This is a genomic window from Muricoccus vinaceus, from assembly GCF_042433125.1.
Taxonomy (GTDB): Bacteria; Pseudomonadota; Alphaproteobacteria; order Acetobacterales; family Acetobacteraceae; genus Roseomonas; species Roseomonas vinacea.
The window spans coordinates 1-22,452 of the sequence record NZ_JBHLVZ010000091.1 but is presented as its reverse complement, the minus strand read 5'-3'; the positions used below and the strand labels follow the sequence as shown (position 1 = coordinate 22,452).

General features: G+C 72.2%; 19 protein-coding genes. 18 read left to right on the top strand and 1 reads right to left on the bottom strand.

Translation table 11 applies throughout. The features are described from left to right. The first annotated feature begins 150 nt into the window (after nucleotides 1–150). The 16 genes from ACFFIC_RS26385 (at nucleotide 151) to ACFFIC_RS26310 (ending at nucleotide 19,299) form a co-directional block, all read left to right on the top strand. Nucleotides 151–2,358 (top strand): hypothetical protein, encoded by a 2,208-nt coding sequence (locus tag ACFFIC_RS26385; RefSeq protein ID WP_377056049.1) that lies wholly within the window; start codon nucleotides 151–153, stop codon nucleotides 2,356–2,358. Nucleotides 2,359–2,522: 164 nt separating this feature from the next. Beyond that, nucleotides 2,523–4,160 (top strand): long-chain fatty acid--CoA ligase, encoded by a 1,638-nt coding sequence (locus tag ACFFIC_RS26380; RefSeq protein WP_377056047.1) that lies wholly within the window; start codon nucleotides 2,523–2,525, stop codon nucleotides 4,158–4,160. A 68-nt stretch (nucleotides 4,161–4,228) separates the two neighbouring features. Then, on the top strand, nucleotides 4,229–5,470 hold the full coding sequence (locus ACFFIC_RS26375; RefSeq protein WP_377056045.1) for an ABC transporter substrate-binding protein: 1,242 nt from the start codon (nucleotides 4,229–4,231) through the stop codon (nucleotides 5,468–5,470). A gap of 93 nt (nucleotides 5,471–5,563) precedes the next feature. Then, nucleotides 5,564–6,451, top strand: coding sequence for an alpha/beta fold hydrolase (locus ACFFIC_RS26370; protein WP_377056043.1), 888 nt, complete (start codon nucleotides 5,564–5,566; stop codon nucleotides 6,449–6,451). 227 nt (nucleotides 6,452–6,678) lie between these two features. Beyond that, nucleotides 6,679–7,545 (top strand): substrate-binding periplasmic protein, encoded by an 867-nt coding sequence (locus ACFFIC_RS26365; RefSeq protein WP_377056041.1) that lies wholly within the window; start codon nucleotides 6,679–6,681, stop codon nucleotides 7,543–7,545. Between the two features lie 34 nt (nucleotides 7,546–7,579). Continuing rightward, nucleotides 7,580–8,251 (top strand): amino acid ABC transporter permease, encoded by a 672-nt coding sequence (locus ACFFIC_RS26360; RefSeq protein WP_377056039.1) that lies wholly within the window; start codon nucleotides 7,580–7,582, stop codon nucleotides 8,249–8,251. A 3-nt stretch (nucleotides 8,252–8,254) separates the two neighbouring features. Continuing rightward, nucleotides 8,255–8,926 (top strand): amino acid ABC transporter permease, encoded by a 672-nt coding sequence (locus ACFFIC_RS26355; RefSeq protein WP_377056037.1) that lies wholly within the window; start codon nucleotides 8,255–8,257, stop codon nucleotides 8,924–8,926. 3 nt (nucleotides 8,927–8,929) lie between these two features. Then, nucleotides 8,930–9,916 (top strand): NAD-dependent epimerase/dehydratase family protein, encoded by a 987-nt coding sequence (locus ACFFIC_RS26350; RefSeq protein ID WP_377056035.1) that lies wholly within the window; start codon nucleotides 8,930–8,932, stop codon nucleotides 9,914–9,916. Nucleotides 9,917–9,929: 13 nt separating this feature from the next. Continuing rightward, a complete protein-coding gene (locus ACFFIC_RS26345) occupies nucleotides 9,930–10,703 on the top strand; it encodes an SDR family NAD(P)-dependent oxidoreductase (RefSeq protein ID WP_377056033.1) in 774 nt (257 codons plus the stop codon). A 196-nt stretch (nucleotides 10,704–10,899) separates the two neighbouring features. Next, a complete protein-coding gene (locus ACFFIC_RS26340) occupies nucleotides 10,900–11,886 on the top strand; it encodes a Bug family tripartite tricarboxylate transporter substrate binding protein (protein WP_377056031.1) in 987 nt (328 codons plus the stop codon). Nucleotides 11,887–11,989: 103 nt separating this feature from the next. Continuing rightward, nucleotides 11,990–13,333: an amidohydrolase family protein gene (locus tag ACFFIC_RS26335; RefSeq protein ID WP_377056029.1), complete on the top strand. Its 1,344-nt coding sequence runs from the start codon at nucleotides 11,990–11,992 to the stop codon at nucleotides 13,331–13,333. 56 nt (nucleotides 13,334–13,389) lie between these two features. Further along, nucleotides 13,390–14,199: an NAD-dependent protein deacetylase gene (locus ACFFIC_RS26330; RefSeq protein ID WP_377056027.1), complete on the top strand. Its 810-nt coding sequence runs from the start codon at nucleotides 13,390–13,392 to the stop codon at nucleotides 14,197–14,199. 103 nt (nucleotides 14,200–14,302) lie between these two features. Then, complete coding sequence (locus ACFFIC_RS26325) at nucleotides 14,303–15,700, top strand: cytochrome c (RefSeq protein WP_377056025.1); 1,398 nt, start codon at nucleotides 14,303–14,305, stop codon at nucleotides 15,698–15,700. Continuing rightward, nucleotides 15,694–16,191: a (2Fe-2S)-binding protein gene (locus tag ACFFIC_RS26320; RefSeq protein WP_377056023.1), complete on the top strand. Its 498-nt coding sequence runs from the start codon at nucleotides 15,694–15,696 to the stop codon at nucleotides 16,189–16,191. The genes ACFFIC_RS26325 and ACFFIC_RS26320 overlap by 7 nt, the downstream gene beginning before the upstream one ends. Beyond that, complete coding sequence (locus ACFFIC_RS26315; RefSeq protein WP_377056021.1) at nucleotides 16,188–18,437, top strand: xanthine dehydrogenase family protein molybdopterin-binding subunit; 2,250 nt, start codon at nucleotides 16,188–16,190, stop codon at nucleotides 18,435–18,437. Before ACFFIC_RS26320 ends, ACFFIC_RS26315 begins: the two co-directional genes overlap by 4 nt. A gap of 67 nt (nucleotides 18,438–18,504) precedes the next feature. Continuing rightward, entirely contained in the window at nucleotides 18,505–19,299 is a 795-nt protein-coding gene (locus ACFFIC_RS26310; RefSeq protein ID WP_377056019.1) for an LOG family protein, read from the top strand. A 12-nt stretch (nucleotides 19,300–19,311) separates the two neighbouring features. On the opposite strand, the gene ACFFIC_RS26305 is transcribed toward ACFFIC_RS26310, so the two are convergent. Beyond that, nucleotides 19,312–20,547: a CaiB/BaiF CoA transferase family protein gene (locus ACFFIC_RS26305; protein WP_377056017.1), complete on the bottom strand. Its 1,236-nt coding sequence runs from the start codon at nucleotides 20,545–20,547 to the stop codon at nucleotides 19,312–19,314. Nucleotides 20,548–20,708: 161 nt separating this feature from the next. On the opposite strand from ACFFIC_RS26305, the gene ACFFIC_RS26300 reads away from it, so the two are divergent. Together ACFFIC_RS26300 and ACFFIC_RS26295 are read left to right on the top strand one after the other, a co-directional pair. Beyond that, complete coding sequence (locus ACFFIC_RS26300) at nucleotides 20,709–21,296, top strand: HDIG domain-containing metalloprotein (protein ID WP_377056015.1); 588 nt, start codon at nucleotides 20,709–20,711, stop codon at nucleotides 21,294–21,296. A 49-nt stretch (nucleotides 21,297–21,345) separates the two neighbouring features. Continuing rightward, the gene (locus ACFFIC_RS26295) at nucleotides 21,346–22,278 is read left to right on the top strand and encodes an AroM family protein (RefSeq protein ID WP_377056013.1); all 933 of its coding nucleotides are present in this window, start codon (nucleotides 21,346–21,348) and stop codon (nucleotides 22,276–22,278) included. Nucleotides 22,279–22,452 lie beyond the last annotated feature (174 nt).

The following is a 22,452-nucleotide window of genomic DNA, read 5'->3' as shown; positions in this document are numbered from 1 at the left end:
CCTCCCCGGGAGTATCGGGGAGGTTCCGGCGGGACGGAAGGAAGAAGCGCCGGCGGAGGGCCCCGGATTTTTCTACGGCTCCGCGCCACTCCGCTGCTACGGTTCCGGGGCGAGCCGCCCCGGAACGAGGGCGGCGCGGGAGGTCGAGGCATGTCCGAGGTGAACCGTGGGGCACGCTGGCCCGCGGCCGTGCTGGCCGCTCTGCTCGCGTCGACGCCGACGGGCGCGCGCGCCCAGGCTCCGGCTGCCACGCCCGCTCCCGCGCCCGCCGTGGCCATGGGGGAGGCCGATATCGGCGGCGTGGTCAGCGGGCCGGGTGGACCCGAGGCCGGCATCTGGGTGATCGCCGAAACCACCGACCTGCCCACGAAGTTCGCCAAGATCGTCGTGACGGACGACCAGGGCCGCTTCCTGATTCCCGACCTGCCGGGCGCGACCTTCCGGGTCTGGACGCGCGGCTACGGGCTGGTGGACGGCCCGCGCGTGGAGGCGAGGCCCGGACAGGCGCTGAACCTGGTCGCGACCCCCGCGCCCGGCCCGGCCGCGGCGGCGGCGCTCTACCCGGGCATGTACTGGTACTCGATGCTGCGGATCCCGCCGGCCGACCAGTTCCCGGGCACGGGGGACGGCGCGGGCGGCAACGGCATCCCCGACTTCATGCGCAGCCAGAACGCCTGGGTGGATACGGTCAAGCAGTCCTGCCAGTCCTGCCACGCGCTGGGCAGCGCCAACATCCGCCACCCGAGCCCGGCGCTGGGCGAGTTCCCCAATTCCAGCGAGATGTGGTTCCGGCGCATCCAGTCCGGCCAGGCCATGGGCGCGATGGCGGTCTCCATCGGTCGCCTCGGGCCGGAGCGGGGCATCTCGCACTTCGCCGACTGGACCGACCGGATCGCGCGGGGCGAGCTGCCCTCCGAACGGCCGGCGCGGCCGGAGGGGCTGGCGCGCAACATGGTGGTGACGCTGTGGGACTGGGCGGAGCCGACCACCTACCTGCACGACGCCATCTCCACCGACAAGCGCGACCCGACCCTGTTCCCGCGCGGGCTGATCTACGGCTCGCCGGAGGAATCGACCGACGACGTGCCGGTGCTGGATCCCAACACGCACCGCGCCTGGACGATCCGCCACCCCTTCGCCCATCCCGAAACACCGAGCGCTGCGGACGAGCCGCGCGGCACCTCCCCCTTCTGGGGCGACGAGGCGATCTGGGACGGGCATACCAGCAACCACAACCTGATCATGGACGGCCGCGGGCTGGTCTGGTTCGCGGCCCGCATCCGCCCGGCGGAGGCGCAGCCGGACTGGTGCAAGGCCGGCGGCGACCATCCGTCCGCCCGCATCGCGCCGCTTCCGGCATCGGGGCGGCAGCTTTCGGTGTATGACCCGGCGACGCGGAAGTTCGACCTGATCGACACCTGCTTCCAGACGCACCACCTTTATTTCGGCTACGACGCCGACAACACTCTGTGGACAAGCTGGGGCGGTCCGACGGGCGGGGCGATCGGCTGGCTGAACACGCGGCGCTTCCTTGAAACGCGCGACGCCCGGACATCGCAGGGCTGGTCGCCGATGGTGATCGACGTTCCGGGCCTGGGCCGGCGCGGCGAGTACGTGGAAGCCAACGCGCCGCTCGATCTCACGAAGCAGAAGCGGATCATCGCCAGCCTCTACGGCGTGCAGCCCAGCCCCACGGACGGTTCGATCTGGGGGCAGTCGATGGACAGCGGCTTCTCGCGCGTGGACCAGCCGGGCTTCCTGATCCGCTTCATCCCCGGCGACGACCCCGCCAACACCGGGCTGACCGAGATCTTCCAGCCGCCGCCGGGCAGCTTCAGCCCGCGCGGGATCGACGTGGACAGCAAGGGCGTGGTCTGGACCACGCTGGCCAGCGGCCATCTGGCGAGCTTCGACCGTTCGAAGTGCACCTCGCCGCTGACCGGGCCCAGTGCCGCGACCGGGCGGCAATGCGAGGAGGGCTGGACGCTGCACCGCTTTCCCGGCCCGCAATTCGCGGGCGTGGACCCGAACGGCAGCGCGGACCATGCGTATTACGTGTGGGTGGACCGCTTCAACACGCTCGGGCTCGGCAACGACGTGCCGATCGCCAGCACGAACGGGAGCGAATCCCTGACCGTGCTGGTCGATGGCCGGCTGCACCAGTTGCGCGTGCCCTATCCGGCGGGCTTCTTCACCAAGAACGTGGATGGGCGGATCGACGACCCGGACACCGGCTGGCGCGGGCGCGGCGTCTGGACGACCACCGGAACGCGCACGCCCTTTCACAGCGAGACCGGCAAGGGCGAGCGGCCGCGCGTGTTCCGCGTGCAGATGCGCCCCGATCCGCTGGCGCGCTGAAGCGGAGGGGTGAGGGCGCCCCGCCATCCCGTCCCGGGAGCAAAGACCTTGCTCTTTCGGGACCGGGCTGCTGAACTTTGCGCAAGAGGCGATGCCGACGTGTTCCCGCGCTCCGGCGCGGGAAGGATGGCGAGCGAAGGCCCTGTCCTGGGAGAGAAACAAGAATGCGCGCCATGATGATGGACGTGCCCCTCCTGACCACCTCGATCCTTCGTCATGCCGCCGCCTACCACGCCGAAACCGAGATCGTGTCGCGCCTGCCGGATGGCGCGCTGCACCGCACCACCTATGCCGAGGCCTGGGCGCGCTGCGGGCGGCTGGCCAATGCGCTGCGGCTGCTCGGGCTGAAGCCGGGCGACCGGATCGGAACCCTGGCCTGGAACAGCCACCGCCACCTTGAGCTTTACTACGGCGTCGGCGGCGGCGGCATGATCTGCCACACCATCAACCCCCGCCTGTTCCCCGAGCAGATCGCCTTCATCATCGGGCATGCCGGCGATGCCGCGCTGTTCGTGGATCCCGGCTTCGTTCCTCTGCTGGAGGAGCTGGCCCGGCGGCTGCCCGCGCTTCCGCCCGTCGTCGTCATGACGGACGCTGCGAACATGCCGCACTCCACGACGCTGCCGGAGCTGCTCTGCTACGAGGCGCTTCTTGCGGCCGCGCCGGACGGCTTCGACTGGCCCGAGCTGGATGAGAACACGGCCTGCGCGCTGTGCTACACCTCCGGCACCACGGGCGAGCCGAAGGGGGTGCTCTACAGCCACCGCTCCGCCGTGCTGCATGCCATGGCGGTTTGCTCGCCCGACGTGTTCAGCCTTTCCGCCGGTTCCGTCGTGATGCCCGTGGTGCCGATGTTCCACGTGAACGCATGGGGCCTGCCCTATGCCGCGCCGATGGTGGGCGCCAAGCTGGTGCTGCCCGGGCCGAAGCTGGACGGCGCCAGCCTGCACGCGCTGATGGAGGAGGAGGGCGTCACCTTCAGCGCGGGCGTGCCCACGGTCTGGATGGCGCTGCTGGACTGGATGCGCGAGCAGGGCAAGCGCTTCGCGAGCCTGCGGCGGATGGTCATCGGGGGTTCGGCCTGCCCGCCCGTGATGATCGAGCGTTTCCGGGCGCACGGGGTGCAGGTGGTGCATGCCTGGGGCATGACCGAGACAAGCCCGCTCGGCGTCGCGAACACGCCGCTGGCCAAGCACCGCGGCCTGCCGGAAGCGGACATGGCCGCGCTTTCCGCGAAGCAGGGGCGGCCCCTGTTCGGCGTGGAGCTGCGGGTGGTCGATGCGCAGGGGCGCACGGTGGAGCGCGACGGCGTTTCCCGTGGCAGCCTGATGGTGCGCGGCCCCTGGGTGGCGTCCGGCTATTTCGGGCAGGACGACGCGCCGGCCTTCGCGCATGCCGGCTGGTTCGAGACGGGCGACGTGGTGACGGTGGATGCCGACGGCTACGTGCAGGTGGTGGACCGCACCAAGGACGTGGTGAAGTCCGGCGGCGAGTGGATCGGCAGCATCGAGCTGGAGAACATCGCCTGCGCGCACCCGGCCGTGCGGGAGGCCGCGGTGGTGGCGCGCCCGGACGAGCGCTGGGGCGAGCGCCCGCTGCTGGTGCTGGTGCTGCAGGACGGGTGCTGCGTGACATGGGCGGAGATGGCCGCCTTCTACGACGGCAAGATCCCGAAGTGGTGCATCCCCGACGCGATGGTGGTGGTGGACGAGCTTCCGCACACCGCGACGGGCAAGCTGCAGAAGGCGCGGATCCGGGACATGCTGCGGGCCGGCGCGCTGCCGCCCGCGCTGACGTCCTGACACGCGGCCCATCCGATCAACGGCAGCCGCACGGCAGAGGCGGCGCCGCAACAGGGAGTAACGACGGCATGACCAGCATCGCACGCCGGGGGCTTCTCGGCGCCACCGGCCTTGTGGCCGCATCGGCGGTATCCGGGGCCGTGGCGCAGCCGCGTGCCGCCCGGCCGGTCCGCATCGGCGTGCTCACCGACATGTCCGGCCCCTATCGCGACCCGACCGGGCCTGGCTCGGTGGCCTGCGCGAGGCAGGCGGTGGAGGAGTTCACCGCCGCGAACCCCGGCATCTCCGTGGAGGTGCTGGTGGCGGACCACCAGAACCGGCCCGATGTCGGCAGCGGCATCGCGCGCCAGTGGTACGACACGGAGGGCGTGGACATGATCCTCGACGTGCCTACCTCCTCCGTCGCGCTGGCGGTGGCCACGGCGGCGCGGGAGAAGGACAAGGTCTTCGTGAACTCGGGCGGCGCCGTGGTGGAGCTGACGGGGACGCAGTGCTCACCGAACACGGTGCACTGGACCTATGACACCTGGATGCTCGCGAAATCCACCGGCGCCGCGCTGACGCGGGCGGGCGGGGACAGCTGGTTCTTCATCACCGCCGACTACGCCTTCGGCCATGCCCTGCAGCGCGACACCTCCGCCTTCGTGGAGGCGGCGGGCGGGCGCGTGCTGGGCGGGCTGCGCTACCCCTTTCCGCAGACAACCGATTTCTCCTCCTTCCTGGTGCAGGCCAAGGCCAGCCGGGCGAAGGTGGTGGGCCTGGCGAATGCGGGCACCGACACGGTGAACTGCGTGAAGCAGGCGCGCGAGTTCGGGCTGACGCAGCAGGCCAAGCTCGCGACCCTTCTGATGGCGATCGCGGATGTGCACGCGCTGGGGCTGGAAACCGCGCAGGGATTGCTGCTGACCGAATCCTTCTACTGGGACCTGAACCCGCGCACCCGCGCGCTGGCGGCACGGGTGCGGCCGAAGTTGCCGGGCGGCATTCCCATGGGCATGATCCAGGCCGGCTGCTACGCGGGGGCGCTGCACTACCTCAAGGCCGTTGCCTCGATGGGCGTGGCGGAGGCCCGCATCTCCGGCCGCGCGGTGGTGGAGCGCATGAAGGCGATGCCCACCGATGACGATGCCTTCGGTGCGGGCAGCATCCGTGCGGACGGGCGCAAGATCCATCCCTCCTATCTGTTCGAGGTGAAGAGCCCGGCGGAGCGGACGGGGGCGGGGGACTACTACAAGCTGGTCGGCACCACGCCGGCCGGGGAAGCCTTCCGGCCGATCTCCGAAGGCGGTTGCCCGCTGGTGAGGACCTGAGGGGAGGGGCCTGCCCGGTCGCCTTCCCCGGGCCGGGCCTTGACCCCGGCGGTGGTCCGGTCGTGAACTTCCCGGACGTCACGGGAGGACAGCATGATCCGGATCACCCGCCGAATGGCCGGCCTGATGGCCGGGGGGCTCCTCGCGGGGCCGCTCACGGCGCGTGCCGCCGAGGACCGCTTCTTCGATTCCGCGGGGGTGCGCATCCACTACATCGAGGAAGGCCAGGGCGAGCCTGTCATCCTCATCCACGGCTACACCACGGACATCCAGGGCCAGTTCGTGGACTCGGGCATCTTCCCGGCCCTCGCGCGGCGCTACCGCGCCATCGCCTTCGACGCCTGCGGCCACGGGCAGAGCGGCAAGCCGCATGAGCGCGGCGCCTATGGGCCGGAGATGGGGATGGATGCCATCCGGCTGATGGATCACCTGGGCATCCGGCGCGCGCACATCGTCGGCTACTCCATGGGCGCGCATATCGTGGCCCAGCTTGTCACCCTGCACCCCCAGCGCTTCGTGACGATGACGCTGGGCGGCGCCTCGGGCCGGCGCAACTGGAGCGCCGAGGACCAGCGGCGCGTCGACATCGAGTCCGACGAGATGGACGAGGGCATGCTGCGCTCCCAGATCCGCCGCCTCTGGCCGCGCGACCAGCCGCCGCCTTCCGACGAGGTGATCCGCGAGCGCTCCGCCCGTCAGATGCAGGGCAAGGACCCGCGGGCGCTGGCGGCCGTCCGCCGGTCCAATCCCGACCAGGTGGTGACGGAGGCACAGATGCGGGCGGTGACGGTGCCCTCGCTGGGCATCGTCGGCACCGCCGATCCTTATCTGCGGGAGTTCCAGCAGCTCAAGGCCGCCATGCCGCAGCTTGAGCTGGTGACGATCGAGGGCGCCTCGCACAACACGGCGCCGGGGCGGCCCGAATTCGTCGCGGCGCTGGAGCGCTTCCTGGCCGCCCATCCGGCGGCCGCCAACGGCTGAAGCGCGGGCGGCGGTGGGGGGGCGGGCTTCCCGCCGGTCCCGCTCCGGCCCGCATGGTTGGCGGGCCATGTCGCCGGGCATGGCCGCGTCCCGGCGGCACGGCGCATCGGCCTGGCACGCCGGTGCATCCCAGTGCCCGCCGCGGGTGTGGCGAGTGATGGCACAAGGCTTGCTGACCAGGGGCGCGGCCGCCCTGCGACCGATCCATCGAACCGGAGCGACCACCAATGCACCGTCTGACATCCTTCGGGCGCTTCTGCTGCGCTTCCCTGCTGGTTCTGGGCATGCAGTGCGGCGCCTGGGCACAGGAGGCGGACCACCCCTCCGGTGCGCCCATGGTTGTCGGCTCCGACTTCGGCGTGGCGCCCTGGATGGTGCGCGGCACCGGCGGGCCGGAGGGTTTCGGCGCCGAGCTGATCCGCGAGATCGGCAAGCGCCTGGGCCGTCCCTCGGTGGAGATCGTGGACATCAACTTCTCCGGCCTGTTTCCCGCGCTGTTCTCCAAGCGGATCGAGTTCACCGTGAACCCGCTGAACATCACGGCGGAGCGCGCGGCGCGCATGCTCTACACCGAGCCGTTCTTCGCCACGGGCAACGGCTTCATCATCCGCCAGGCGGACGCCATGGCCGGCTTCGACGACCTGCGCGGCAAGGTGCTGGCCGTCAACCGCGGCACCATCTCGGACACCTGGGCGACGGAGAACGCGGAGCGCTACGGCTTCGAGGTGCAGCGCTACGACACCTTCCCCGACACGGTGCAGGCCGTGCTCACGCGCCGCGCCTTCACGGCGCTGAACGAGATCCCCACCACCGTCTATGCCGCTTCCCGCAACCGCGCGATCAAGGTGGGATTCAAGGACTTCAACGGCCGCAACTTCGGCTACGCCTTCCGGCTGGAGGACGCCGAGTACCGCAACCGCGTAGAGGGCGCGATCGAGTGCATGAAGCGCGACGGCAGCCTGCGCGCGCTCTACGAGAAGTGGTACGGCGAGGCGCCGGCGGAGGGCTCATCCCTGCTGACCGTCTATGAGGGCTACGGCGCGCCCGGCTTCCCTGGCCATGACGCCACGCCGCACGCGCCGGCCTGCGGCTGAGCATGGCCTTGCCCCGGCTTTCCGGGGGCGCGCGATGGAACGGCTGATCGACCACTACTTCAACGCCGCCGTCATGGCGGGTGCCTTTCCCGAGGTGCTGCGCGGCTTCGGCGTCACGGTGCTGGTGTCGCTCTGCATCATCGCCTTCGGGCTGGTGTTCGGGCTGGCGCTGGCGTTGCTGCGCTGCGTGCCGTTCCGGCCGCTGCGCTGGCTGGTGGCCGCCTATGTGGACGTGTTCCGCACGCTGCCCCAGCTGGTGATCATCATCGTCCTCTACTTCGCGCTGCCCTATCTGGGCTTCTCCCTTTCGCCCTTCGCCACCACGGTGCTGGCGCTGGGCGCCGTTCTTTCGGCCTTCGCGTCCGACATTTTCTTCGCGGCCATCATGGCCGTGCCGCGCGGGCAATGGGACGCGGCGCGGGCACTGGGGCTGCGCACCGAGCGCGTCTTCACCCGGGTGGTGCTGCCGCAGGCCATCGTGCTGGCCGTGCCGCTGCTGACCAACCGCGCCATCGCGATCGCCAAGGGCACCGCGCTCGGCTCCGCCGTCGCGCTGCCGGAGGCGCTGAGCAGCGCGCAGAGCGTGACGGCCATCACCGCCAATCCCTCGCCCCTGACCCTGGCGGCGGCCTTCTATCTCGCCTTCTTCATCCCGCTGGTGGTGCTCAGCCGCTGGATCGAACGGCGCGCAGCGCGGGCGGGGTAGGCGATGCAGGAGCTGATCGACAACTTCGCCAACCTGGACAGCCTGGCGGATATTTATCCACTGCTTCTGCAGGGCCTTTGGCTCACCCTGCTGCTGGCCGCGGTGGCGCTGCCCACGGCGCTGGCGGGCGGGCTGGCCGTCGCGCTGCTCTACAGCTTCGGCGGCAGGGTCACGCGCCGCGCCGTGATCGTCGGCATCGACTTCCTGCGCGCCTTTCCCGTGCTGGTTCTGCTGGTTCTGGTGTTCTACGGGCTCCCCTTCCTGGGCATCCGCCTCGGCGGCTTCGCGGCGGTGGTGCTCGCGCTCGGCCTGAACAACACCGGCTACTTCGGGGAGATCTTCCGTGCCGGGCTCGCCTCCATCCCGCACGGGCAGACCGAGGCGGCGGCAGCGCTGGGCCTCAGCCGCTTCCAGGTCCTCGTTCTCGTGCTGCTGCCGCAGGCCGTGCGCAAGGTGATCGCCCCGCTCGCGGGCAATGCGCTGGAACTGGTGAAGACCACGTCCATCGGCGCGCTTGTGGCCATGCCGGAGCTGCTGCGCTCCGCCCGGGTGGCGCAGGAGCAGACCTACAACCCGACGCCGCTGATGGCGGCGGCGCTAATCTACTTCGTCCTTCTCTGGCCCTTCTCCCGCTGGGTGGCGGTGCTGGAGCGGCGGGCGTTGGCAAGGCACTGACCCATGACCGTCCTTCTCACCGGCGCCACCGGCTTCGTCGGGCTGAACATCGCCCGCGCCCTGCTCGACCGGGGTGAGCGCGTGGTGCTCTTCGCGCCAACGCCGCCTCCGGAGGCCTTGTCCGCCGGCTGGCTGGGCGCGGCCCGGTTCATTTCTGGCGATGTCCGCGTGCCGGACGACCTGGACCGCGCCTTCGCCGCGGCGGCGATCGACCGCGTGATCCATGCCGCCGCCCTCACCCCGGACATGCGGGCCGAGGCCGAGCAACCGGAGGTGATCGCGGAGGTGAACCTGGGCGGCACCCTGCGCCTCATGCAGGCCGCGCGGCGGGCCGGCGTGCGGCGGGTGCTCGGGCTCAGCTCGGTCGCGGTTTATGGCCATGCCGCGGCGGAGGCGGACGGGCGGCTGCACGAGGAGTCCACCCCCACCCGGCCCGCCGCCCTTTACGGCATCACCAAGCTCGCGGCGGAGCAGGCCGTCCACCGTCTCGGCGCGCTTTACGGGATGGAGACCGCGGCGGTCCGGCTCGGCCCCTGCTTCGGCGCGCGGGAGCACCCGACCGGCATGCGCCCGCTGCTTTCGCCCCACTGGCAATGCGTGGAGGATGCGCGGGCCGGGAGGGAATGCGTGCTGCCCCGCGCCATGGCGGCCGACTGGATCGACGCGGAGGCGGCGGCCGGCGCCATCGCCGACCTTCTGGCATTACCGGCACCGGAGCGTGCAACCTTCAACCTGGGCGGCGGCGCGCTGACCACCGCCGCCGCCTGGTGCGAGGCGCTCGTCGCGCTTTGCCCGGGCTTTCGCTGGCGCATCGACCCGGAGGCCGCGACGGTGCGCTACGGGCTGGAGCGTGACCGCGCGCCGATGGACACCACCCGCCTGCGCGCGGCCACCGGGCGCGCGCCGCTCACCGACGACCTGCCCGGGCTCGCCCGGCGATACCTGGACTGGCGCAACGGCCCCGAGGGCATCGCCCTCTGCGGGGCGTGAGGAGATGACGGGCATGGCACGGCTGGCCGGCAGGACCGCGATCGTGACCGGTGGCTCCTCCGGCATCGGGCGCGCGATCGCGCGGCTCTTCGCGCAGGAGGGCGCGCGGGTGGTGGTGGCGGACGTCACGGAGGAGGTGGTGGAGGGTGGGCCCCCCGTGCTGGAGGCCATTCGCGCCGACGGCCACGAGGCCGGCTTCATCCGCTGCGACGTTTCCTCCGCGCCGGAGGTGGAGGCGCTGTTCGCCGGGACGGTGGCGCGGCACGGGTCGGTGGACATCCTGGTCAACAACGCCGCCATCCGCGCGGGCAAGCCGCTGGCCGAGACGGAGGAGGCGCTGTGGGACAGCGTGATCGCCGTGAACCTGAAGGGCGCCTTCCTTTGCGCCCGCGCCGCGGTGCGCCAGATGCTGCAACAGCCCGTGGTGGACGAGGCGCGCGGGCGGATCGTCAACATCTCCTCCCAGCACGGCATGGTCGCCTCGCCCGAGGACTTCGCCTATGGCGTGAGCAAGTCGGGACTGGTCTACATGACGCGCCAGATCGCGGCGGATTACGGGCGCCAGCACATCGTCTGCAACGCCGTGGCGCCGGGGAAGATCCTGACGGGCAAGTCCGGGCGCGCCGTGGAGCCGCGCTGGATCGCCTATTCCGAGGCGCGCACGCCGTATCCGCGCCTGGGCGCGCCGCTGGACGTGGCCCGCGCCGCCCTGTTCCTCGCGAGCGGGGAGGCGAGCTTCGTGAACGGCCACAACCTGATGGTGGACGGGGGCTGGATGGCGGCCTGAGCCCGCCGGCGCCTGCTTGGCCGGGGCTGGTTCCTGCCCGCCGGGCGGATGCTGGAGGCCTGGATCATGGCCGTGCGGCTGTCGCGAAGTTCGCCGGCAGGCCGCGCTTTCGCAGGGGCGTCAGGGGCGGGTAGGCTTGCGGGCGAGGACGTGGCGCCGCCGCGGCCGGAAGAAAGCAAAGCAGGGAGGACGCGTCATGCACTGGAGGGCACCACCCCCGCGGGTCGCGCGCCGGGCGCTGCTGTGCGGCCTGGCCGCGCCCGGGACGCTCCGGGCACAGGATGCCTTTCCCTCGCGGGGCGTGAAGCTGATCGTGCCCTATCCGCCCGGCGGCTCCGCCGATCCCCCGGCGCGCATCATCGGCCAGCGCCTTTCCACGATCTGGGGCCAGCCCGTGGTGGTGGAGAACCGCTCCGGCGCCTCCGGCATGATCGGGGCCGAGGCGCTGGCCCGCTCGCCGCCCGACGGCTACACGCTCGGGCTGGGCAACATCCAGACGCATGCGCTGAACGTCGCCATGTTTCGCCGCATGGCCTACGACCCGGTGGCGGACTTCGCGCCGATCTCGCTGGTCGCGTCCACGCCGCACGCCTTCGCCGTGCCGGCGCGCTCGCCCTTCGCCTCCATGGATGACCTGGCCGAGGCCATCCGGGCTCAGCCGGGCCGGCTCACCTATGGCTCGCCCGGTCCGGGTTCCACCGCCCACCTGATCGAGGAGATGTGGTTGCGCAGGCTCGGCCTCTCCGCGGTCCATGTCGCCTACCGGGGCGCCGCGCCGGTGCTGAACGACCTGCTCGGGGGCTCGCTGGCCTTCGCGGTTTCCACCCTGCCGGGGGTCATGGCCCAGGCGCAGTCGGGCGCGCTGCGGCTGCTGGCCATCACCTCCGCCGCGCGGCATCCCGATCTGCCGGCCGTGCCGACCTTTGCGGAACTGGGCATCGGCGACACCGCCATGGAGGCGTGGTTCGCCATCCTTGCCCCCGCCCGCACGCCCAGGCCCATCGTCGAGCGCATCGCCGCCGACATCGCGCGGGCACAGGCCCTGCCCGAGACGCGGCGCATGATCATGGCGGCCGGGCTGGAACCGCTCGACCTCGGGCCCGATGCGACGCAGGATTTCATCAGGGCGGAGGTGCAGCGCGCGGTTGCGGTGGGAAAGACCGTGGGACTGGAGCCGGAATAGCCGGACAGGGCCGGCGGCCTGACCGGAAGCTTCCCTTGCAAAGCCGCGCACTGTGCTGCTTGCTTGGGCAGGCCCGTTCGAAGGCCGCAGGAGGAACGCCGTGATGAGGCTGATGCGCCGCAGCTTGCTGCCTCTCGGTTTCGCCGTGTTCGCCGGCAGCCGGCCGGCCCTTGCCGATGCGCCGGTGGCGCTGGAGGGCGCCGAGGTGTTCGACGGCGAGCGGCGCATCGGCCGCGCCACGATCCTGGTCGCGGACGGCGTGATCGGGGCCATCGGGCCGTCCGGTTCCGTGGCGGTGCCGGCCGGGGCGCGGCGGATCGACCTGGCGGGCCGCGCCGTCGTCCCCGGGCTGATCTCCGCGCATTCGCATGTGGGCAACAGCGCCGGGGCCGAGACGGGCGGGCGTTTCTACACGCGGGAGAACGTGCTGGCGCAGCTCCGGCAGTTCGCGGCCTATGGCGTGACCACCGTCACGGCGCTCGGCCTCGGCCCCGCCGCCTTCTTCGACATCCGCGAGGAGGTGCGGCGCGGCGGGACGGATGGCGCCGACCTGCTCGGCGCGGGCATGGGCGTGGGCGTCCCGGACGGCACGCCGCCGGCCGGCCCGATGAACCTGAACGACAGCCAGGTGGCCCGCCCCGGGACGCCGGAGGAGGCCCGCGAGGCCATCCGCGCCATGGCGCGGCGGCGCGTGGACATCGTGAAGCTGTGGGTGGACGACCTGAACGGCACCGTGCCGATGATGCGCCCCGAGATCATCCTCGCCGCCACGGAGGAGGCGCATGCCCATCGGCTGCGCGTCGCCGCCCATATCCACGATCTCGAGCAGGCACGCATCGTGGTGCGATCGGGGGTGGACATCGTGGCGCACGGCATCCGGGACAAGCCGGTGGACGCGGCCCTGGTCGCCGCGATGCGCGAGCGGAACACCTGGTACATCCCGACCATCCAGATCAACGAGGCGAACTACATCTACGCCGACCGGCCGGAGCTCCTCGCCGATCCGTTCTTCGGGCGGGCGCTGAACGCCGGGCTGCGCGCGCAGTTCGGCGACCCCGAATGGCGGCGCAGCGCGCTGGCCGGCGCGGCCTCGTCGCGCGAGGAGGTGGCCGTCAACCAGCGCAACCTGAAGGCGCTGCACGCGGCCGGCGTGCGGATCGGCTTCGGCACGGATTCCGGCGCCACGGCCATCCGCATCCCCGGCTTCGCCGAGCACCGGGAGCTGGAGCTGATGGTGGAGGCGGGGCTCACGCCCGAGCAGGCGCTGCGCTGCGCGACGGGCCAGTCCGCCGAGCTGCTCGGCCTGGAGGACCGCGGGCTGCTGCGGCAGGGGCGGCGCGCGGACCTGCTGGTGCTGGATGCCGACCCGCAGGCCGATATCCGCAACATCCATCGCATCCGGGCGGTGTGGCAGCGCGGGCGGGAGGTGTCCGGGGCGCTCGGCTGAGGTGGAAGAAGCGCCGGAGGGTTTTCGCCCCGGGTCCGCTTTCCTAGATACCGGGCATGCATGACACCACGCCGCTGCGGGCGTTCATCGGGCGGCACGAACGGCTTTTCGTGCTGACCGGCGCGGGCTGCAGCACGAATTCCGGCATTCCCGACTATCGCGACGCCGAAGGCCGGTGGAAGCGGGCGCAGCCCATGACCTTCCAGGCCTTCATGGGCAGCCACCCGGCGCGCCAGCGCTACTGGGCGCGCAGCCTGGTCGGGTGGCGCAGCTTCGGCAAGGTGCGGCCCAACGGCGCCCACGCGGCGCTCGCCCGGCTCGAAACGATGGGCAGGAGCGAGCTGCTGCTGACCCAGAACGTGGACCGCCTGCACCAGGCGGCGGGAAGCAGCCGGGTGGTGGATCTGCACGGGCGGCTGGACCGGGTGCGTTGCATGGGCTGCGGCTGGGAAACCCCGCGGGAGGCGATGCAGGAGGCGCTGGTGCGGGAGAATGGCGCCTGGGCCGGGCTCGGTGCGGCGCAGGCGCCGGATGGCGATGCGGAGCTCGAGGGCGTGGACTTCTCCGCCTTCGTGGTGCCGCCCTGCGCGGCCTGCGGCGGCGTCCTCAAGCCCGATGTGGTCTTCTTCGGCGAGGGGGTGCCGAGGGCACGCGTGGATGCGGCCTTCGAGGCGCTTGGCCGGGCGGATGCCGTGCTGGTCGTGGGGTCCTCGCTGATGGTGTATTCGGGGTTCCGCTTCGTGCAGGCGGCCGCGCGGGCGGGCAAGCCGGTGGCCGCGGTGAACCTGGGGCGCACGCGGGCCGATGACGTGCTGGCGCTGAAGGTGGAGCAGCCCTGCGCCGAGGCGCTCGCCTTCCTGCTGTAGCACCGGCCTTCGCGGAGGCCGCCTTTCAGGCAACGGTGCCCGCCGCCGGACGCTATCGCTGAACCGGTGGGAACATCCCGGATCGAGGAGCGGCCAGGGCGGCATGCGGACCAGGAACATCGCCTTCTCGCTTCTGGCGCTCGTTGTTCTCGGGGGCGGGGCCTTCGCGGCCTATGCCTGGCACCCGGCGATCGATCCCATCGATCCACCCCGGCGCGAGAGCTTCGACCCGGCCCTGGTGCGCCGCGGCGCGCAACTTGCCGCGCTGGGAAACTGCAACGTGTGCCACACCGCGCCCGGCGGGCAGGTTTTCGCCGGCGGGCTGGCGCTGCCGACGCCCTTCGGCACGATCTATTCCACCAACATCACGCCGGACCCCGAGACGGGCATCGGGCGCTGGTCGGAGGCCGCCTTCGCCCGCTCCATGCGCGCCGGGCTGGACCGGGATGGAAGCCACCTCTACCCCGCCTTTCCCTATAACCACTTCACCCTTGTCAGCGACGAGGACAACCGGGCCCTCTACGCTTACCTCATGACGCGGGACCCGGTGCGGGCCCCGGCGCGGGAGAACGATCTGCCCTTCCCCCTGAACCAGCGCTTCGTCCTGGCAGGCTGGAAGCTGCTGTTCTTCCGCGAGGGGCCCTATCGCCCGGCCCAGGACCAGGGCGAGGAGTGGAACCGCGGGGCCTATCTGGCGGAGGGCCTGGGGCATTGCGGCGCCTGCCACACGCCGCGCAACGCGCTCGGGGCCGAGAAGCGCGGCGAGCACTACGCGGGCGGGGAGGCCGAGGGCTGGCACGCCTATGCCATCAACGCCGCTTCCGCCGCCGCGGTGCCCTGGACCACCGACAGCATGTTCGACTACCTCCGCCGCGGCTGGCACGAGCACCACGGAATCGCCCGCGGCCCGATGGCGCCGGTCACGGCCAACATGGCCTATGTGCCGGAGGAGGATGCGCGCGCCGTCGCGGCCTATACGGTCGCCGGCATGGGGCAACCCTCGGCGGAGCGGCAGCGGCGCGTGGAGGCCCTGCTGGCGGCGCGCGGCCCGGTCGGCGGCGGTGCCCGCCCGGCGGCCTCGGACAGCCAGACGGTGCCCGCTTCCGGCGGCGAACCGGGCGCCGCGATCTATGCGGGCGCCTGCGCCACCTGCCACGAGGCCGGGCGGCCGCTGCCCTTCGGGGGGATCAACCTGGCCTTCAGCAGCGGCGTCCGCGGCGAGAGCCCCGAGAACCTCATCAACGTCGTGCTCAACGGCCTTCCCGCCGCCGAGGGCGAGCGGGCGCCGATCATGCCGGGCTTTCGCGGGGTGCTGGACGACGCGCAGCTCGTCGCCCTGCTGTCCCACCTCCGCGCCCGCTTCGGCGAGGCGCCGGCCTGGGAAGGCCTCGACAAGGCGGTGCGCGAGGCGCGCTCCGGCGACCGCCTCGCCTCTTCGCGCCCGACCGACAGCGTGCAGGCCGCCCCGGCCGATCCGACCCAGAGAGGCACCACATGGTGAAGCTCACCGTCAATGACCGCCAGCACGAGGTGGATGCGCCGGGGGACACGCCCCTCCTCTACGTGCTCCGGGATTACCTGGAGCTGCACGCCGCCAAGTATGGCTGCGGCCTCGGCCAGTGCGGTTCCTGCACGGTGATGGTGGACGGGGTGGCCGTGTTCTCCTGCGTCACGCCGGTGATGCTGCTGGAGGGCAAGAAGGTCACCACCGTGGAGGGGCTGGGAACCGCCGAGAACCCCGGCCCCATGCAGCGCGCCTTCATCGAGGAGCAGGCCGCGCAGTGCGGCTACTGCATTCCCGGCATGATGATGCGGGCCCAGGCGCTTTTGCAGCGCAACCCGCGCGCCTCCGACGAGGAGATCCGCACGCATATGCAGCCCAATCTCTGCCGCTGCGGCACCCATGCGCGCATCCTGCGCGCCGTCCGCCGTGCCGCCGGGCTGATCCAGACCGCCGAGGCGGCGCCCGCCGTCCGGAGTGCGGCGCGGTGAGCGCCGCCGGGGAGACGGGCCTTTCCCGGCGCGGCGTGCTGGCCGGGGCGGGGGCGCTGGTGCTCAGCTTCTCCATGGACTGCGCCCAGGCGCAGCCCCAGGAAGGCCAGAACGCCCGGCAGGAGCCGCGCCCCGCGCCGCAGCTTCCCGGCAGCCTGAAATCCAGCCCGCGGCTCGATGCCTGGATCCGCGTGGGCGCCGACTCCAGCGTCACCCTCTTCACCGGCAAGGCGGAACTCGGCCAGGGCATCAGGACCGCGCTTCTCCAGGTCGCGGCGGAGGAGCTGGAGGTGGAGCTTGCCGCCATCCGCCTGGTGACGGCCGACACGGGTGCGACCCCGAACGAGGGCTACACCGCCGGCAGCCATTCCATGCAGGACAGCGGCACCGCGATCCGCCACGCGGCCGCGCAGGTGCGGGAGATCCTGATCGCCCGGGCCGCCGGGCGCCTGGGCGTGCCGGGGGAGGGGCTGCGCGCCGAGGGCGGCGCGGTTGTCTCGCCCGACGGCCGCCGGGCTTCCTTTGGGGAACTGGTCGCGGACGGCCTTCTGGCGGTGCGGGCGGCGCCTGAATCCCGGCTGAAGGACCCCGCGCGCTTCCGTGTCATGAACCAACCCGTGCAGCGTGTGGACATCCCGGCCAAGGTCACGGGTGGCGCCGCCTATGTGCAGGACATGCGCCTGCCCGGCATGGTGCACGCCCGCGTCGTGCGCCCCTCCGGGCCCGGCGCGCGGCTGGAGGCGCTGGACAGCGGCGCCGTGGAGCGGATGCCCGGGGTGCTGAAGGTGATCCGCGACGGCGACTTCCTGGCCGTGGTGGCGGAGCGGGAATTCCAGTGCATCCAGGCCATGCGCGCGCTGTCCGCCGCCGCGCGGTGGCGGGCGGGCCCGGCCCTGCCGAAGCAGGCGGAGATCTTCGGCACGCTGCGCGGCCTGCCTTCCGAGGACACCGCCATCCTCGACAAGCGGACGCCGCAGGCCGCCCAGCGACGGCTGGAGGCGAGCTATACCCGGCAGTACCAGTCCCACGGCTCCATCGGACCGTCCTGCGCGGTGGCGCAGGTGCGGGACGGGGTGGTGACGGTGTGGACGCACACCCAGGGCGTCTATCCCGACCGGGACGCCATCGCGGAGATGCTGCGCCTGCCGAAGGAGCGGGTGCGCTGCATCCACACCGAGGGGTCGGGCTGCTACGGCCACAACGGCGCCGACGATGCCGCCGCCGATGCCGCGCTGATCGCCACGGCCTTTCCCGACCGGCCCGTGCGGCTGCAATGGATGCGCGAGCAGGAGAATGCCTGGGAACCGCTGGGGCCCGCCATGGTCACGCAGGCCCGCGCCGGGCTCGACGCCTCCGGCGCGATCGTGGACTGGGACTACGAGGTCTGGAGCAACACGCATTCCACCCGCCCCGGCACGGCCGGTTCGCTTCTCGCGGCGCGTCTCGTCGCCGAACCCTTCCCCGAACCGGCGCCCAAGCCCCTTCCGCAGCCGGAGGGGGGCGGCGACCGCAACGCGATCCCGCTCTACACCTTCCCCAGCGCGCGGGTGATGCACCACTTCCTGCCGCGAATGCCGCTGCGGGTCTCGGCCATGCGGGCACTGGGCGCCTACATGAACGTCTTCACCATCGAGAGCTTCATGGACGAGCTGGCGGCCGAGGCGGGGGCCGATCCCGTGGAGTTCCGCCTGCGCCACATGCAGGACCCGCGCGCGCGCGACGTGATCGCCAGGGCGGCCCAGGCCTTCGGCTGGAAGGCAGGGGAGCGGCCGCCGCGTGGGCGGGGGCACGGCTTCGGCTTCGCGCGCTACAAGAACCTCGCGGCCTATTGCGCCGTCGCGACCGAGCTGGAGGTGGCGCGCGAGACGGGGCGGGCCCGGATGCTGCGCGCCGTGGCCGCCGTGGACAGCGGACAGGTGGTCAACCCCGATGGGCTGCGCAATCAGGTCGAGGGCGCGATCATGCAGTCCATGAGCTGGACGCTGTACGAGAGCGTGAGCTTCGACGAGGCGGGCGTCACCAGCGTGGACTGGTCCACCTATCCCATGCTGCGCTTCAACGGGGTGCCGCTGAGCGTGGAGGTCCATGTCATCGACCGGCCCGGCCTGCCCTTCCTGGGCAGCGGCGAGTGCGGCCAGGGGCCGACGGCGGCCGCCATCGGCAACGCCATGGCCCAGGCGACGGGCAAGCGGCTCCGCGACCTGCCGCTGACGCGCGAGCGGATCAAGGCGGCCGTGGGCGTCTGAGCCCGCCTTCGCCGATGGCGCGGCACCGCGGTGCCGGCCGCCCCCGCAACGCCGCCATGGAGCATCGATGACCGACACACCGCCCAGGCCCAACGCGGCCCAGCTCGCCTCGCCCTCCTACCGGCTGGCCGTGCTCGACCCGGACTTCCTCCTGAACCCCTCCATGCGTGGGGTCCGCTTCCTTCTGGAATTCGCCAAGGCCGACGAAGCGCTGCGCGCCTGGCAGGTGCGCTCCACCATCGTGGTGTTCGGAAGCGCGCGGGTGCGCGAGGACGGAGCCGGGCGCCACCCGTTCTGGTACGCCGAGGCACGGGCCTTCGGGCGCATCGCGTCCGAGCGGGGCGGGGCCTTCCTGGGGCGGTCGGGCATCCGGGACAACGTGATCGCGACAGGCGGCGGGCCCGGCATCATGGAGGCCGCGAACCGGGGTGCGCAGGAGGCCGGGGCGCCCTCGATCGGCTTCAACATCATGCTGCCGCACGAGCAGGAGCCGAACGCCTACTCGACGCCGGAGCTCACCTTCCGCTTCCACTACTTCGCCATGCGCAAGATGCACCTGGCGATGCGGGCCAATGCCCTCGTGGTGTTTCCCGGCGGCTTCGGCACGCTGGACGAGCTGTTCGAGCTGCTGACCCTGCGCCAGACCGGCAAGGCGCCGGTGATCCCGATCGTGATGGTGGACGAGGCCTACTGGCGGTCGGTGATCAACCTGGAGGCCCTGGTGGAGGCCGGGATGATCGGGCCCGCGGATCTCGGCCTGTTCCGCTTCGCCCCGGACGCGGAGGGCGCCTGGGCCTGCCTGATGGAGCAGGGGCTGGAGCAGGTTTCGGCGCCGGGCAGCGCCGCGCCGAAGGATATCTGAGGCGGGCGGCGGTCAGCCGCGCACCACGCCGGCCTCGCGCAGCCGCGCCAGCCCGGCCTCGCCCAGCAGCGGCGCCAGGATCTCCGCGTTGTGCTCGCCCAGCTTCGGCGCCGGGCGGGCGAGGATGCCGGGCGTGGCGGAAAGGCGCGGCACCTCCCCGTGCATGGGCAGCCAGCCGCCGGGCATGTCCTCGTCGGGCACGGCGACCAGGGCCTCGCGCTCGGCCACGAAGCCGTCGTCCAGCAGGCCGGCGGCGTCCTTGATCGGGCCGATGGTGACGCCGGCGGCGTCGAAGATCGCCAGGTTCTCCTCCGTGCCGCGCTCGGCGATGAAGCCGGCGACAATGTCGTGCAGCACCTCCCAGTTGCGGAGCCGGTCGGGGTTGGTGCGGAAGCGCGGGTCGGCGATGAGGTCGGGGCGGCCGATGGAGCGGAACAGCTTCTCCGTCATGCCCTGGGTGGAGGAGGACAGGCAGACCCAGCCGCCGTCCTTCGTGCGATAGGCGTTGCGCGGCGCGGTGTTGGTGCTGCGGCTGCCCGTGCGCTCCTTCAGCCGTCCGGTGATGGCGTGGTTCGCCGTTTGCGGTTCCAGGATGGCCAGCATGGGGTCGAAGAGCGAGAGATCGATCACCTGGCCCTGGCCCTGCGCCTCGGCGTGGCGGAGGGCGATCATGGCGGAGGCGGCGCCGTAGAGGCCGGCATAGGCATCGCCCATGAACATCGGCGGCAGCACCGGCTCGCGGTCGGCGAAGCCGTTGATGGCGGCGAAGCCGGAATAGCCCTCCACCAGCGTGCCGAAGCCGGGCTTGTGGCGGAAGGGGCCGGTCTGCCCCCAGCCGGAGACGCGCACGATCACCAGGGCGGGGTTGGCCTCCAGCAGGGCCTCCGGTTCCAGCCCCATGGTTTCCAGCACGCCCGGGCGGAAGCTTTCCACCAGCATCTGCGCGCCCGAGGCGAGGCGGCGGACGAGGGCCTGCGCCTCGGGGTCGCGCAGGTTCAGGCAGATGCTCTTCTTGTTGCGGCACCACGTCTTCCAGGAGGTTTCCACCCCCTGCACCCTCCAGGCGCGCAGGCTGTCGCCCTCGGGCGGCTCCACCTTCACCACCTCCGCGCCGTGGTCGGCCAGCACCTTGGTCAGCAGGTTGCCCGCGACCAGCCGGGACAGGTCCACTACCCGCACGCCGTCCAGCGCGCCCTTCGCCGCGGGATCGAAGCTCTTGCGGTGGAGCGGCGGCGAGACGGGTGTCATGGGCGGTCCTGTGTTGATCGCCGCCTGGCGCTTACCGGATACGGGGGGCGGCGTCACGGATGGCGCGGGCGCGTCGGCGCCCGTCTCGGCATTTCCACGCCGGCCGCCTAAGGTGATCCCCGTCATTTTATCGACACGTTCGGGATGGGGCGCGGGCTGGGATGGACCTTTATCGGATCGAGCGCGGGGACCCGGCGCGGCGGCAGCGCGTGGCCGGCTGGCTGGACGGGCTGGACGGCATCTCCGACGCGACGCGCGAGGCGGTCGTCACCGCCTGGGTGTCGAGCTGGGTGTCCAGCCCCTTCGAGGCGCTGGAGGACATGCCCTATTCCCTCATCGCGCCCTCCTACCGGCTCATGGACCACGTGAACGAGGTGACGCGCGCCGGGCTGGACCTCGCGCGGCGCGCGGCGCGCGACTGGGGCCGCCACACCGACCCGGAGGTGCTGGTGCCGATCCTCGTGCTGCACGACATCGACAAGCCGCTGCTGATGATGCGCGAGGAGGGGGTGGTGCGCGGCTCCCCGCTCCATGCGGAGCTGCCCCATGGCGTGCTGGGCGCCATGATGCTGCGCGAGCTGGGCTTCCCGCACCTCGTGGTCAGCACGGTGGCCACGCACGCGACGAACGCGCCCTTTCACGGTTCCACCACCGAGGCCTGGCTGCTGCACTACGCCGATCTTTTCGCCACCGACCACGCGCTGATGAGCACGGGGGGCAAGCCCTTCTACCAGCGCCACTGGGCGTGAGGCCCGCGCGGCGGGGCGGGTGAGGGGCCATGAGGCCGGAGGTGCCGCCGTGATCCCGCCGCGCGTGGCCTTCGTCACCATCGGCCAGGCGCCCCGCGGGGATGTGGTTCCGGAGATGCTCGCGCTCCTCGGGGCGGGGCCGGACGGGTTGCGCGGCGAGGAGTTCGGCGCGCTCGACGGCGTGCCGGACGAGGAGATCGCCGCCCACCGGCCCCGCATGCGGGAGGCCCGCCTGACCACGCGCGTCGTGGACGGCACGCAGGTGGTGCTCGGCGCGGGGTTCGTCGCGCAGCGCCTGGAGCCCCTGCTGCGGCGCCTGGACGGGGCGGGCTTCGACCTGATCGTGCTGATCAGCACGAGCCTGTTCCAGCCCTTCCGCCTGAACACGCCCTTCATCCACGCGCAGCAGGCGGTGGATGCCTGGATCGCCGCCCTCGTGATGGGGGATTGCGCCCTCGGGCTGGTCCATGCCCTGCCCCAGCAGCAGCGGGATTTCGGGCACGGCACGCTGGTCCAGAACGCCCGCACCCTTTCCGCGGCCGGGCAGGCGGCCGGGCTGGACGAGGCGGCGCGGCGCCTGGCGGGCGCCCACCTCATCCTGATGCACTCGATGGGCTACACGGAGGCCGAGGCGCGGCGGATGGCGATGCTCACCCGCCGCCCCGTGGTCACGGCCCGGCGCATCGTCGCGGGGGCGGTCGGGCTGTGGCTGGCCGGGCGGGCGAGGCCCGCCGCGCCGGCCCCGCCGCAAAGCGGCCCGGACCTGCTGGACCAGTTGCCGGAGGGCATCGGGAGCCTGACGCCGCGCGAGCGCGACGTGCTGGCGGCGGTGCTGGAGGGGAGTGGCAACAAGGAGATCGGACGGCGCCTGGGCATCAGCCACCGCACCGTGGAGATCCATCGCGGCCGGGCCATGGCCAAGGTCAACGCTTCCTCGCCCACCGAGCTGATCCGGCGGGTGATGATGGCGCGCGACGGCTGACGGGCAGCGCCTGCCTTCTTGATGGGCAGGCTGCCCGCTTCCCGGCTTGCGGCGGCCGAGGGACGGGGTTGGATACGTGCAAGCCCTTATCGCGCCGCGCAATCGCCGCGGCCTAGGAGCGTGTCCCGGTAACGGCTGAATTGGCTCGACAGGTGGGCTGGGTGGTGATTCGCT

Bases quoted from the DNA above. Each gene is read 5' to 3' on its own strand.
- ACFFIC_RS26385 (WP_377056049.1), top strand. From the start codon at position 151: ATGTCCGAGGTGAACCGTGGGGCACGCTGGCCCGCGGCCGTGCTGGCC.
- ACFFIC_RS26380 (WP_377056047.1), top strand. From the start codon at position 2,523: ATGCGCGCCATGATGATGGACGTGCCCCTCCTGACCACCTCGATCCTT.
- ACFFIC_RS26375 (WP_377056045.1), top strand. From the start codon at position 4,229: ATGACCAGCATCGCACGCCGGGGGCTTCTCGGCGCCACCGGCCTTGTG.
- ACFFIC_RS26370 (WP_377056043.1), top strand. From the start codon at position 5,564: ATGATCCGGATCACCCGCCGAATGGCCGGCCTGATGGCCGGGGGGCTC.
- ACFFIC_RS26365 (WP_377056041.1), top strand. From the start codon at position 6,679: ATGCACCGTCTGACATCCTTCGGGCGCTTCTGCTGCGCTTCCCTGCTG.
- ACFFIC_RS26360 (WP_377056039.1), top strand. From the start codon at position 7,580: ATGGAACGGCTGATCGACCACTACTTCAACGCCGCCGTCATGGCGGGT.
- ACFFIC_RS26355 (WP_377056037.1), top strand. From the start codon at position 8,255: ATGCAGGAGCTGATCGACAACTTCGCCAACCTGGACAGCCTGGCGGAT.
- ACFFIC_RS26350 (WP_377056035.1), top strand. From the start codon at position 8,930: ATGACCGTCCTTCTCACCGGCGCCACCGGCTTCGTCGGGCTGAACATC.
- ACFFIC_RS26345 (WP_377056033.1), top strand. From the start codon at position 9,930: ATGGCACGGCTGGCCGGCAGGACCGCGATCGTGACCGGTGGCTCCTCC.
- ACFFIC_RS26340 (WP_377056031.1), top strand. From the start codon at position 10,900: ATGCACTGGAGGGCACCACCCCCGCGGGTCGCGCGCCGGGCGCTGCTG.
- ACFFIC_RS26335 (WP_377056029.1), top strand. From the start codon at position 11,990: ATGAGGCTGATGCGCCGCAGCTTGCTGCCTCTCGGTTTCGCCGTGTTC.
- ACFFIC_RS26330 (WP_377056027.1), top strand. From the start codon at position 13,390: ATGCATGACACCACGCCGCTGCGGGCGTTCATCGGGCGGCACGAACGG.
- ACFFIC_RS26325 (WP_377056025.1), top strand. From the start codon at position 14,303: ATGCGGACCAGGAACATCGCCTTCTCGCTTCTGGCGCTCGTTGTTCTC.
- ACFFIC_RS26320 (WP_377056023.1), top strand. From the start codon at position 15,694: ATGGTGAAGCTCACCGTCAATGACCGCCAGCACGAGGTGGATGCGCCG.
- ACFFIC_RS26310 (WP_377056019.1), top strand. From the start codon at position 18,505: ATGACCGACACACCGCCCAGGCCCAACGCGGCCCAGCTCGCCTCGCCC.
- ACFFIC_RS26305 (WP_377056017.1), bottom strand. From the start codon at position 20,547: ATGACACCCGTCTCGCCGCCGCTCCACCGCAAGAGCTTCGATCCCGCG.
- ACFFIC_RS26300 (WP_377056015.1), top strand. From the start codon at position 20,709: ATGGACCTTTATCGGATCGAGCGCGGGGACCCGGCGCGGCGGCAGCGC.